This window comes from Kribbella orskensis, assembly GCF_004342085.1.
In the GTDB taxonomy this organism is placed as follows: domain Bacteria; phylum Actinomycetota; class Actinomycetes; order Propionibacteriales; family Kribbellaceae; genus Kribbella; species Kribbella orskensis.
Window position 1 is genome coordinate 1 of record NZ_SLWM01000055.1, and the last position, 9,976, is coordinate 9,976.

At 69.3% G+C, this 9,976-nt stretch carries 15 protein-coding genes and 1 pseudogene; 8 read left to right on the forward strand and 8 right to left on the reverse strand.

The window, feature by feature from the left end; all coding sequences use genetic code 11:
- Positions 1-42: 42 nt before the first annotated feature.
- The 4 genes from EV644_RS43975 (at position 43) to EV644_RS43985 (ending at position 2,753) form a co-directional block, all read left to right on the forward strand.
- Complete coding sequence (locus EV644_RS43975; RefSeq protein ID WP_132197732.1) at positions 43-867, forward strand: universal stress protein; 825 nt, start codon at positions 43-45, stop codon at positions 865-867.
- 5 nt (positions 868-872) lie between these two features.
- Positions 873-1,295, forward strand: a complete 423-nt coding sequence (locus tag EV644_RS45045; RefSeq protein ID WP_158293120.1) for a hypothetical protein — start codon at positions 873-875, stop codon at positions 1,293-1,295.
- A complete protein-coding gene (locus EV644_RS43980) occupies positions 1,292-2,059 on the forward strand; it encodes a ribosome hibernation promotion factor (protein ID WP_158293121.1) in 768 nt (255 codons plus the stop codon). The genes EV644_RS45045 and EV644_RS43980 overlap by 4 nt, the downstream gene beginning before the upstream one ends.
- A 97-nt stretch (positions 2,060-2,156) precedes the next feature.
- Positions 2,157-2,753, forward strand: a complete 597-nt coding sequence (locus tag EV644_RS43985) for a CBS domain-containing protein (protein ID WP_158293122.1) — start codon at positions 2,157-2,159, stop codon at positions 2,751-2,753.
- Here the strand turns inward: EV644_RS43985 and EV644_RS43990 are convergent.
- Entirely contained in the window at positions 2,746-3,759 is a 1,014-nt protein-coding gene (locus EV644_RS43990; protein WP_241999458.1) for a zinc-dependent alcohol dehydrogenase family protein, read from the reverse strand. The genes EV644_RS43985 and EV644_RS43990 overlap by 8 nt on opposite strands.
- Before the next feature lie 159 nt (positions 3,760-3,918).
- Here EV644_RS43990 and EV644_RS43995 point away from each other — a divergent pair, with 159 nt between their 5' ends.
- The 4 genes and pseudogenes from EV644_RS43995 (at position 3,919) to EV644_RS48105 (ending at position 6,313) form a co-directional block, all read left to right on the forward strand.
- Entirely contained in the window at positions 3,919-4,743 is an 825-nt protein-coding gene (locus EV644_RS43995; RefSeq protein ID WP_132197738.1) for a slipin family protein, read from the forward strand.
- 90 nt (positions 4,744-4,833) lie between these two features.
- The gene (locus tag EV644_RS44000; RefSeq protein WP_132197740.1) at positions 4,834-5,022 is read left to right on the forward strand and encodes a hypothetical protein; all 189 of its coding nucleotides are present in this window, start codon (positions 4,834-4,836) and stop codon (positions 5,020-5,022) included.
- 411 nt (positions 5,023-5,433) lie between these two features.
- A pseudogene (locus EV644_RS48100) lies at positions 5,434-5,544 on the forward strand (hypothetical protein); the annotation flags it as partial.
- Positions 5,545-6,067: 523 nt separating this feature from the next.
- The gene (locus EV644_RS48105; RefSeq protein ID WP_369410628.1) at positions 6,068-6,313 is read left to right on the forward strand and encodes a universal stress protein; all 246 of its coding nucleotides are present in this window, start codon (positions 6,068-6,070) and stop codon (positions 6,311-6,313) included.
- 32 nt (positions 6,314-6,345) lie between these two features.
- Here the strand turns inward: EV644_RS48105 and EV644_RS44010 are convergent, their stop codons facing one another.
- The 7 genes from EV644_RS44010 to EV644_RS44040 all read right to left on the reverse strand — a co-directional run.
- On the reverse strand, positions 6,346-6,591 hold the full coding sequence (locus tag EV644_RS44010) for an SHOCT domain-containing protein (RefSeq protein ID WP_132197744.1): 246 nt from the start codon (positions 6,589-6,591) through the stop codon (positions 6,346-6,348).
- A complete protein-coding gene (locus EV644_RS44015; protein WP_132197746.1) occupies positions 6,588-7,148 on the reverse strand; it encodes a flavodoxin family protein in 561 nt (186 codons plus the stop codon). Before EV644_RS44015 ends, EV644_RS44010 begins: the two co-directional genes overlap by 4 nt.
- A 2-nt stretch (positions 7,149-7,150) precedes the next feature.
- Positions 7,151-8,083, reverse strand: coding sequence for a universal stress protein (locus EV644_RS44020; protein ID WP_132197748.1), 933 nt, complete (start codon positions 8,081-8,083; stop codon positions 7,151-7,153).
- A gap of 11 nt (positions 8,084-8,094) precedes the next feature.
- Positions 8,095-8,718, reverse strand: a complete 624-nt coding sequence (locus EV644_RS44025; RefSeq protein WP_132197750.1) for a PEP/pyruvate-binding domain-containing protein — start codon at positions 8,716-8,718, stop codon at positions 8,095-8,097.
- A 92-nt stretch (positions 8,719-8,810) separates the two neighbouring features.
- Positions 8,811-9,248, reverse strand: coding sequence for a VOC family protein (locus tag EV644_RS44030; RefSeq protein ID WP_199240394.1), 438 nt, complete (start codon positions 9,246-9,248; stop codon positions 8,811-8,813).
- Positions 9,249-9,271: 23 nt separating this feature from the next.
- Positions 9,272-9,490, reverse strand: a complete 219-nt coding sequence (locus EV644_RS48110) for a universal stress protein (RefSeq protein ID WP_132197752.1) — start codon at positions 9,488-9,490, stop codon at positions 9,272-9,274.
- A gap of 249 nt (positions 9,491-9,739) precedes the next feature.
- The coding region (locus EV644_RS44040; RefSeq protein WP_132197754.1) for a BON domain-containing protein at positions 9,740-9,976 on the reverse strand (237 nt) is incomplete at its 5' end.

Consider the following 9,976-nt stretch of genomic DNA (forward strand, 5'->3'; position numbering starts at 1 on the left):
CCAGCGGCGGTGGATCGTGAAAGTGACGAGAAGGAGAAGGCGATGACAGAGTCGCGAGTAGTGGCAGGCATCGACGGATCGCCCGCTGCCGAGACCGCGATCAGATGGGCGGCCGCGGAGGCCGCGTCCCGCGGCACCGGGCTACGGCTGGTGCATGCATTCGTCTGGCCCGAGTTCCCTGTACCGCTGGGTCCGAGCGACATGGCGCCCGGGCTTCGGGCAGCGGCGGACAAGATCGTCCGGGAGTCGGTCGAGCTCGCGCGGAAGCTCGAACCCGGGATCGAGGTCGCCGGAACGCGCGAAGACGGCTTCCCGTCGCCTGTTCTGATCAGGGCCTCGCAGCACGCCGACGTCGTGGTGATCGGCAGCCGGGGTCTGGGCATCGCCCTGGGAGCGCTGGTCGGCTCGACCGGTCTGGACCTCGCCGCGAACGCGCACTGCCCGGTCATCGTCGTTCGCCCCGATCAACCGACCTACACCGGCGACCACGTCCTGATCGGGTACGACGGATCGTCGCCGAGCTCGCTCGCCCTCGATTTCGGCCTGGACTACGCGAGCCGGCACGGCCTGCGAGTACGGGTCGTGGCAGCCCAACCCGTCCACAGCGAGCAGCATCGAGCCACCCGGGAGGAACTGGACGCCGACGTCCGAGGACGACCGGGGGGGCTGAACGCCGAGATCATCCACATCGACGGACATCCTGCCGAGCAGTTGCTCCGGCTGTCCGCCGACGCCCGGCTGATCGTGCTCGGCTCGAGAGGCCGGGGCGGATTCGCCGGCATGTTGCTCGGCTCGGTCAGCCAGACGGTCCTGCACCACGCCGTCTGCCCCGTCGCTGTGATCCCGGCGGCCGCGATCGGAGGTTGATCCCGATGACCACCACCTCAGGAAGAATCGTTCAACCCGACTCCGCGGTGGTCTGGCGTGCCATCCACCGCGGATACCTGGCCGTGTTCGGCATCGGCGCGTTCGTGCACATCGGTTTTGCGCTGTGGAACCAGGACAGCTACCGGCCGTTCGCCGACACAGCCCTGTTCGACTGGGTCTACGACGGATGGCAGAACATCTTCATGGCCGACCCCCGGCTGTGGGCGCTGCTCCTCGGCGCCGGCGAACTGCTGATCGCCGCGTTGCTGATCTTCGCCCGCCGGCTCGGCTATCTCGCCGTGATCGCGTTCCACCTCGCGCTGATGCTGTTCGGCTGGGGTTTCTGGCTGTGGTGCGTCCCCGCCCTCGCGTTCGCGGTACCGGCCGCCGTCCACGCGTTCCACGCCGAACGGAGGTCACCGCAATGACCAGACGCTCGACGGACGTGCCCGTGCTGTGCACCTCCCGCGGACCGCTCGCCCGGGGGGACCAGATGTATGCACTCCGCAAGATCGTGAAGGTGCTACGGCAGACACCCCAACCAGTGCTGCACGCTCAGGTCGTGCTCACTGTCGAGGCGAACCCTGCTCAGGACAGGCCGGCCAGGGTCGAGGTCGGCGCTGTGGTGGCCGGCCACACGATCCGTGCGCATGCCATGGCAGATGACCTGCACAAGGCCGCCGATCTGGTCGTCGATCGGCTCCGGCGCCGACTGGACGCCGTCCGGGCGCGGCGGCGAAGCAGGCTTCGGCGGCACGGGACAGAAATCCTGCAGTGGCGGCACGGTGGGCTGCCGTCGCGTCCCGTAAACGAGCCTCGACCAAACGGCGCCGGATCGCATCCGGTCGTCAAGCGCAAGACCTTCGTGCTCGCGCCGATGACGCCGGGCGAGGCAGCCGATCAGATGGAGCTCCTCGACCACGATTTCTATCTCTTCGCCGACCGCGACACCGGCGCCGACGCGGTCGTCTACCGGCGCTGCAACGGGGACTACGGGGTTCTGGGTCCCATCGGCAGCGCGGGACCGGACGGGAGCGGTGTGAGGCCACCGGTGTTGACGCCGGAACAGGCACGCGAACGCCTGGATCTCACCGCCGACCGTTTCGTCTTCTACCGCGCGGCCTCCGATGAGAGGGCCCGGGTCCTCTACCGCCGGTACGACGGCTGCTGCGGGTTGCTCGTCGCGGCCTGACCAGCCTGTCGACACGGGGCTTTGGACCCTGCCGGGCGGCCGCTGCCGGACACATCGTTGGAGCACAAGGACTTTCGAGCAGGACGAGGTGAGAACGATGATGATCCGCGAACTGATGACAGCGCCCGCGGTCACCGTCACCGGCGAGACGTCGGTCGCGGCGGCACTGCAGCTGCTGGACACCGAGAAGATCACCGCGATGCCGGTGGTCGACCACCGGGGAGCACTGGTCGGACTCGTCAGCGAGGCAGACCTCGTCGGCGACGCGGACCTGATCGAGGACCGGGCTCCCAGCACCGCGATCCGGACCAGCGGCCTGACACCGGCCCGGCGCGTCGCCGAGGTGATGACGCATCTCGTCGTCACCGTCGATCCGGACGACGACCTCGAGGTCGCCATCGACCTGATGCGGACCACCATGATGAAGAGCCTGCCAGTGGTCCAGCACCGCAAGGTGGTCGGCATGCTCAGCCGCAGCGACATCATCCACCTGCTGGCCGGTCGCGACCAGCGGATCCGGGACGACGTCGCCGATCTGCTGGCCGCAGAGAACCAGGACTGGCAGGTCGAGGTCCACGACGGCATCGTGACGGTGACCGGCCCCTCGGACCCGCACCAGCGCCGGCTCGCCGAAGTCCTGGCCGGCACCGTCCGCGGCGTCGTCGCGATCCGCGTCAGCCAGCGAATTAGCTGACCGCGGCCACCAGCGATCCCGACCCGCGGCTGTGAGCCAGATCGGACAAGGCCCGATCAATACGCTCGAACGGTACGACGGTGGTGTGCGCGGCAATCGGCAGCCGCGCCACCAGCCGGAACAACTCCTCGCCGTCGAGCCGGGTGTTGGCGGTCACGCTCCGCAGATCGCGCTCGCGGAACAGGTCCCGGTCGTAGTCGAGCGCGGGCACGTCGCTGAGATAGATCCCCGCGACCGCGACCGTGCCGCCCGGTTTCAGCGCGCGTAGTGCCAGCGGGACCAGCTCCCCGGCCGGCGCGAACACGATCGCGGAGTCGAGCGGCAGCGGCGGGACATCCTGAGCGGCGCCGACGAACGCGACACCCAACGCGCGGGCCAGCCGCTGGTTTGCCTCTCCCCTGGTCAGAACGAAGACCTCCGCGCCTTGGGCGGCCGCCACCTGAGCGGTCAGGTGAGCACTCGAGCCGAACCCGTACAGACCCAACCTGCCACCAGGCGGCAGATTGGCCCGCACCAGTGCTCGATAGCCGATGATCCCGGCACAGAGAAACGGCGCGAGCTCCTCGGGCGCGCGGTCCGCGTCCAGCCGGTAAGCGAAGTCCTGCGGAACGGTCGTGTAGCGGGCGAACCCGCCGTCGGCATCCCAACCGGTGTACGTCGAGCGCGGGCAGAGGTTCTCCGCCCCTCGCCGGCAGAACTCGCACGACCCACAAGTACTCCGCAGCCAGGCGATCCCGATCCGGTCGCCCATCTCGAACCTCTCCGCGGCAGAACCACGGGCCACAACGTCGCCCACCACCTGATGGCCCGGTGCCACGCCAGGCCTGCGAGGGACCAGGTCCCCTTCGCACAGGTGCAGGTCTGTCCGGCAGATCCCGCAAGCCAGCACACGGACCAGAACCTCCCCCGGCCCCGGCTCCGGCACAGGCAGCTCGACCAGGCGCAGCGGTCCTTCGTCGATCGGCGCCGGTCGCCCGACGACCCAGGCAGGCATGCGGTCGCTCATCTGCCGACCATCTCAGAATCTTGACCTGGGCGGCAGAGGCCGACCGGGCCTTTCGGCGGCCGATCCGGGACCCGAGGCCCTGCCGGCGACCGGTCGGACCGAGCAGCCTTGAAGTGGACCGGTTCGCCGGTTCGCCGGATCGCCGTGAGAGGAGCCGTCATGATCGCCTTCTGGATCGTCCTCGCCGCGCTGGTGGTGCTGCTGGCGTTATGCATACGCATCGTCAAGCAGTACGAGAAGGGGGTGCTGTTCCGCCTCGGCCGGCTGCAGGCTGTCAGGGAGCCGGGCCTGCGGCTGATCATCCCGCTGGTCGACGTGCTCCATAAGATCTCGCTTCGCGTCGTCACCCGGCCGATCCAGTCGCAGGGCATCATCACCAAGGACAACGTCAGCGTCGACATCTCCGCCGTCGCCTACTACAAGGTCGTCGACGCCGCGAAGTCGGTGCTGGCGGTCGAGAACGTGGCCGCCGCCATCGATCAGATCGCCCAGACCACGCTGCGCGGTGTCGTCGGCAGGCACACCCTGGACGAGACCCTGTCCGAGACCGAGGTCATCAACGCCAACATCCGCGAGATCCTCGACGAAACGACCACCGAGTGGGGTGTGCTGGTCACGCTGGTCCAGCTGAAGGACATCCAGCTGCCTGACAGCATGAAGCGGGCGATGGCCCGCCAGGCGGAGGCGGAGCGGGAGAAGCGAGCCAAGATCATCGCCGCCGAGGGCGAGGCGCTGGCCGCAGCGTCCCTGGGCCAGGCGTCGGACACGATGATGGCCCACCCGCTGGCTCTCCAGCTGCGCAACCTCCAGACCCTGGTCGAGATCGGCGTGGACAAGAACTCGACCGTCGTCTTCCCCGCTCCACTGATGAGCACGATCGGCGAGCTCGGCACCTTCCTGAACCGCGAGTCCGCGGCGGCCGCCCGGCCGGCGCCGAAAGCCGTGGGCAACCCCAATGGCTCGTCGGTCGGCACGGGCGGCTGAGCGGCCGCCCCGCCCACTGCGCTTCCGGCACGGCCGGCGCGCAGAGGCCCGACCGCGCTTGCCTACCTGCGGAGCGCGGCGGGACTACTGGTGCTGATCGCGGTGGTGGACTACTTCGTCCTTCCGAAGCTCGCGGGCACCCGACAGTCGCTGCACCTGCTCGGTGAGGTCAGACCGTGGTGGGTTGCCTTGGGCATCCTTCTCAAGGCGGCGAGCCTGGTCTGCTACTCACTGTTCCCCCGCAGCGTACTGCGCAACAGTCCCCTGCGGTTCGGCTGAATCTCCGCTCGGACCTGACCGGCTTCGGTGTGAGTCATGTCGTGCCGGGCGGAGGCGCCACCGCGACAGCGCTGCGGTCCCGGCTGCTGGTCTCAGGCGGCGCGAGCGTCGAAGACGTGACCGCCGCGATCGCCGCCGAAGGTGTCGGAGCGTGGCTGTCACTCGCAATACTGCTCTGGGTGGCCTTGATCCCGGCGGTGGTGCTGTTCGGGCCGACCGCCCCCTACCTGATCGTTCTCCTGATCGGCGCCCTGATCGCTCTCTGTGCGGTCGTCGCGATCCGGGAGCGGTCCCGACTGGCCCGACCGGCGAAGCGCGTCCTGGGCTTCGTGCTGCACCGGCTGCCTCGCAGGCTGCAACCCCGCGTGCAGGCGACCGCCGACCACCGGCGACAAGCAAAGGAGCCCGATCATGCCTGCCAGCATCGTTGCCAGGTACGACGGCTCGCAGCCCAGCGAGACCGCGGTCTGGTGGGCAGCGGCCGAGGCCTCGCGCCGGCAGGCGAGACTCCGGCTGACGTACGCGCTGCCGTCGCCGCTCGTGAGCAGCCCGCCGGGACTACCCTCCGTGCCGCTGCCGACCGATCTGCTCCGGGAGGCGGCCGAAAGCGTGCTGGCCGAGCTCGCTCAGCGGATCCGCTCGATCCATCCGCAGCTGCCTGTCGACGCCGTGGTGACTTTTGTCGGCGCCTCGCAAGCTCTGCTGCAGGAGGCAACCAGTGCTGAGCTGGTCGTGCTCGGCTCGCATGGCCTGGGCGGGTGGCGGGACCTTGCGATGGGATCGGTGTCGGCGCACGTCGCGACGCACGCGACCTGCGCGGTCGTGGTCGTCCCGCCGCGGTGGGAGTCGGGCGCGGTCCCCGGCGGAGTCGTGGTCGGCGTCGACGGCTCGGAGCACTCACTCCAGGCGATCGGCTTCGCCTTCGAGCAGGCCAGGCGTGCACCGCTGACCGCCGTGATGGCCTGGCAGGACCCGTTGAGCACCGGCCCCCGACTATCCGCTCCCACCGGTCTACGACCTGGACGCGCTCGAGCAGCAGTGCGTGGTGTTGCTCGCCGAGTCGCTGGCCGGGCGCCTGGACAAGTACCCGGACGTGACGGTGCACGAGCAACTCGTCCGCGGCACAGCCCGCGAAGTGCTGACCGCCGCCGGCCGATCGGCCGCGCTGCTGGTGGTCGCGTCCCGAGGCCGGGGCGCGTTTCGTGGTCTCCTGCTCGGCTCGACCAGCCGGGCACTCGTGCACCACCCACCTTGCCCGGTGGCGGGTAGTGCGCTGACGCAGGACGACTGACGTGGGTGGGAGCCACCTGGCGCAGTGATCGGTCAGCGGTCGATCTCGTGTTCGCGAAGGCGGGCCCGGGCCTCGTCGAACTCCTCGTGGGTGATTTCGCCGGAGGCCAGCCGGCGCTCGAGGATGTCGAGTGGTGACGGGTACCGGGTCGCCGGATGTGGCGGCGGCTTGCGGATCGCGCGGACCGTCGCAGCGACCGCTCCGCCGATCACCGCGAACCAGACCGTCAGCCCGAGCAGGATCCAGCCCAGGCTCGGATCGAGCGCATCGTGCATCATGCTGATCGCCTCATCCTTCGGCGGATGGGACCAAGCACCGGCCGGAGCTCCCGGCCCAGGTCCACACCCCACTGCTGCGCCCGAGCCAGCTCGTGCTCCTCGATCGGGCCGGTGGTGTCGTCGACGAAGAAGGTTGCCGGCGGCACCATCGCCCTGAAGTCCCGGCGGCGCAGGAGTTTGGCCGCGGACCGAGCGGCCGAGCCGGGCAGCCGCCGGATTCTGGTGATGCGGGTGTCGAAGGTGGCTGAGATCGTCGCGGTCGTGCGGTCCGGGAGGGCGCCGAGCCACTCCCGGATGCCGGTGTCCGCCGGCATCACGACATCGCCCCGGTTGACGGCATCGGCCCGAGTCGACGGCCGGCTCATGCTGAACGCATGGGTCGGACCGCCGACGACGAGGAGCCGCACATCAGGGGCTATCTCGGCCGGCGCCCGGTCGACGCGCACCAGATCGGTGTCGATGACGGTGCGGAGCCCATCCCCGATCGCCTCAGCGACCTTCCAGGTGTTGCCGAACATCGATTCGTAGACGATGAGGGCACGTGGCGTCCCGGACATGATCAAACTCCTAGTGTTACCTCGGTGGCACGGCATGGGGCCGGCGGCGCTCCACGAGCCGATCCCACGGCAGCGGTCAGACGATGCGGAACGATCGCGACCGGGCACGTCATCGCCGCAACGCAACGCCGCGCGACCGGGTCCGGGATCGACAGCGAGTTGTCGTGCGCACCTACGACCATCAGCCCGACATCCGCACTCTCGCGCACCAGTACCTCGGCGGCCGGCCGGCTGCTGAGGTATCGGGTGACCTTCACCTCGGGGAACTCACCGATCCAGGCCGCCACCGCCTCACTGATGCTCTTATCGGCCCGGCTGAGCCACGAGTGATCGACGTCCTCGTCGTTCCCAGCGTGGTCCGGCGGCAGTCCGGCCCGTACGACAGTCAGATCTCCCCCGCGTTCGGCGGCGGCCAGGAAGGCGAACTCCACCGCCTCGGCCGACAGCGCCGACCCGTCGACACCGACGGCGACCTTGCGGTCTACCGCGGACGGTCGCCACGACAGGGGTACGACGAGTACCGGGCAGCCGACCCTGGCAGCCAGGTTCAGATTCGCCTGAGCGGCCTGCAACCGCTGAGGACCGCGCTTCGGAGTCCTGCCGACGATCAGCAGCCGCGCGTTCCGGGCCGCCTCCGCGAGCACGTCCGCCCGCGCGCCTTCCTTCGACACCGTTCCCAGTTGCAGGCCATTGCGATAGCGATGCCTGACATGCCCGGCGGCCACCCGCAGCCAGGCATCAGCCACCTCACCCGGTGGCTTGGGCAACTCACTCGCGCGCATCGAGGAGGTGCTGTGCGTCCCGGAGGAATTGACCAGCACCAGGTCGGCACCAGATCGAAGCGCCTCCAAGCACGCATAGTCGATCACGCGCAGCCCTTCGGCCGCGCCGTCCACCTCGACGACAACATGCCCACTTCGTACCTGGCTAGCCATCTCACGCCTCCTCAGCTCGTGCGCCGGGTGTGGTTTCGCTCCAGCACGATCGCCCAGGCGGCAAGCCTCAGCAGCTCGGCATCGTCGACGACGTAGCCGGAGCAGTCCACCGCGGTAGGCGCGGCCGGGGCCGGAGCAGCCGCACAACTCTCGCGCTCGATGCCGATCGACACCGCCACGTCCAGCTGACTCGAACCACGAGCCTCGCGATCAGCGATCGCCTCGTCCGTGAAGAGTGCCGCGAAACACCGTTTGCAGGCGGCCAGTACGTCGCTCGTCGTCCTCAGGTCCCGGAACATCTCCAAGCGTCCGGGACTGCCGACGCTGCGTACCGTGACCACAGTGCCGTCGCCCCCCAGTCGGGCGTACCCGGCCGCGATCGCATCCGCGACGGGGTCCGGCCACTCCGCATCCGCGAACGCCGTACGGATAGCGGCGCCGACCGCGATCAGATCCCGGCCGGCCCGCCATCGGCGAAGCTCCCCCGCGATGTACGGTCGCAGCCGGGCCGACCTCACGAACTCGTGACAGGCGGCCATGGTCACGGCGAACCCAGTGGACGCCCCAGCTTCCTGGCGCCGTTGGGGCACCAGACGCACCGGTTGGTACAGCCGGGTGGTTCCGGACTGGCTCATGGCCGACCCCTTCCGGACGCGATTGCCTACGACTACATTCCATCGCCGCGTGCGACCACGCCCCAGGGCCGAAAGTCCCCGTCCCTCCCGACTCAAACAGGTCCGAAGGCCGTTGGTCCCCCGGCGATCCGGCCGTCAGCCCGCAGGTCAACGCCGAGCTGAGACCGGCAAGCTCCTGGTTCAGCCGTCCGCTGGTCGTCGTCCTGGAGCAGACCGACGACGTTCCCGTCCAGGTCGCGGAACAAGGCGAACTGCCCGATGCCGGCGACAGCGGTCGGCTCGACGACGGTCGTCCCACCAAGCTCGCCGGCCCGGTCGTCCACCGCGATGTAGACGGTGACGCACGGCGGCATCTCGCCGTGGGTCTGCAACAGGCCGCCGCCGATGCTGACGTCGTTCCCGCCGCCCGGGATCAACGAGTACTCCGGCCCTGCCGGCTGCAACTGCCAGCCGAACAACTCGCTGTAGAAGGACACCAGCCGGTCGAGATCGAGGCCACCGATCTCGAAGTGGACCACTGGTTTCGTCATCGTCGTCTCCTCCTCTGTCTGCATCACTGGCTGGCGCGTGGCTCATGGACGGCGGCGACGGGGCATGGTGCGTGGTGCACTACGCCGCGGGCGGTCGAGCCGAGCAGCAGGCGTGCCAGCCGCCCGCTGCCCATCCGGCTGACGACCTGCATGCTCGCGCCTGGCCGCGCCGCGGCCTTGACGAGCGTTGCCGCCGGCTGACCGGTCAGGACTTCGGTGCTGTTTGCCGATCGTCTCGTCATGGCCGGCCAGGTAGTCCGCTATGTCGGCGACCAGGCGCTTGGCGGCCCTTTCGACGCCGGGAGCGGTGGACTCGGGGCCGAAGGGCAGCTTGTCCTCGATGACATGCACGGCCCGGATGGGCTGCCCCCGCAGGTGGGACTCCCGCAGCGCCCAGTCGAGCGCGCCGCTGTTCCGCCAGGATGGGTCGATCCCGACAAAGATGTTCGGTCGGTCGTTCATCGTGGTCTCCTCCTTGCGCGTCGTCGCTTTCAGCGCCACGGACCTGGTGCTGTGACGGTGTCGTCGAAGGCATAGGTGAGCCGGTCGACCACATCGACGACACCGTCGATCTCCCGCACGTGCTGTTTGGCCGGCGCGATCAGGCTGCGGCGATCCAGCTGGCCGGTCAGTGTCACCACCCCGTCCTTGACCTTGATCTCGACACCGAACGGGTCGTCCCACAACGCGCGCTCGAGAGCCTCGCGCCGCACGTTCTCGAGCAACCG

Coding starts and splice junctions, on each gene's coding strand:
- EV644_RS43975 (WP_132197732.1), top strand. CDS start 43: ATGACAGAGTCGCGAGTAGTGGCAGGCATCGACGGATCGCCCGCTGCC.
- EV644_RS45045 (WP_158293120.1), top strand. CDS start 873: ATGACCACCACCTCAGGAAGAATCGTTCAACCCGACTCCGCGGTGGTC.
- EV644_RS43980 (WP_158293121.1), top strand. CDS start 1,292: ATGACCAGACGCTCGACGGACGTGCCCGTGCTGTGCACCTCCCGCGGA.
- EV644_RS43985 (WP_158293122.1), top strand. CDS start 2,157: ATGATGATCCGCGAACTGATGACAGCGCCCGCGGTCACCGTCACCGGC.
- EV644_RS43990 (WP_241999458.1), bottom strand. CDS start 3,759: ATGAGCGACCGCATGCCTGCCTGGGTCGTCGGGCGACCGGCGCCGATC.
- EV644_RS43995 (WP_132197738.1), top strand. CDS start 3,919: ATGATCGCCTTCTGGATCGTCCTCGCCGCGCTGGTGGTGCTGCTGGCG.
- EV644_RS44010 (WP_132197744.1), bottom strand. CDS start 6,591: ATGATGCACGATGCGCTCGATCCGAGCCTGGGCTGGATCCTGCTCGGG.
- EV644_RS44015 (WP_132197746.1), bottom strand. CDS start 7,148: ATGTCCGGGACGCCACGTGCCCTCATCGTCTACGAATCGATGTTCGGC.
- EV644_RS44020 (WP_132197748.1), bottom strand. CDS start 8,083: ATGGCTAGCCAGGTACGAAGTGGGCATGTTGTCGTCGAGGTGGACGGC.
- EV644_RS44025 (WP_132197750.1), bottom strand. CDS start 8,718: ATGAGCCAGTCCGGAACCACCCGGCTGTACCAACCGGTGCGTCTGGTG.
- EV644_RS44030 (WP_199240394.1), bottom strand. CDS start 9,248: ATGACGAAACCAGTGGTCCACTTCGAGATCGGTGGCCTCGATCTCGAC.
- EV644_RS48110 (WP_132197752.1), bottom strand. CDS start 9,490: ATGACGAGACGATCGGCAAACAGCACCGAAGTCCTGACCGGTCAGCCG.